Annotated in this window: 1 protein-coding gene; it reads right to left on the bottom strand. The window is 54.9% G+C overall.

Annotated features, from left to right (window positions below; translation table 11 throughout):
- A partial coding sequence (locus F8C76_RS19635; RefSeq protein ID WP_211372223.1) for a hypothetical protein occupies positions 1-319 on the bottom strand: 319 nt, incomplete at both ends.

The raw sequence follows: 319 nt of genomic DNA, 5'->3' as shown, positions 1-319 counted from the left end.
TTTCTATGCGCTCAAATAGCTCAACCGCAAAGGCCACTTCTTCCGGGCCGTGCATTTTCGGCTTCACAATGTAGACCGAACCGGTGCGGCTGTTACTCAGCTTGTTGATTTTTTTCAGGTCGTGCATGGCGGCCAGTACAGTGACCATGCCATCCATAATCCCTTCAGGCGTTTCTTCACCGTTGTGCAGAATGGCCGGGTTGGTCATCAGGTGACCCACGTTACGCACCAGCAGCAACGAACGACCGTGCAGGGTCAGGGAGGAACCGTCCAGCGCGGTGTACTCACGATCCGCATTCATGGAACGGGTCATCGTCTT

Source organism: Flagellimonas olearia (assembly GCF_009184425.1).
In the GTDB taxonomy this organism is placed as follows: Bacteria; Bacteroidota; Bacteroidia; order Flavobacteriales; family Flavobacteriaceae; genus Flagellimonas; species Flagellimonas olearia.
The sequence above is the reverse complement of the archived record's forward strand: the minus strand, read 5'-3'. Positions and strand labels throughout refer to the sequence as shown.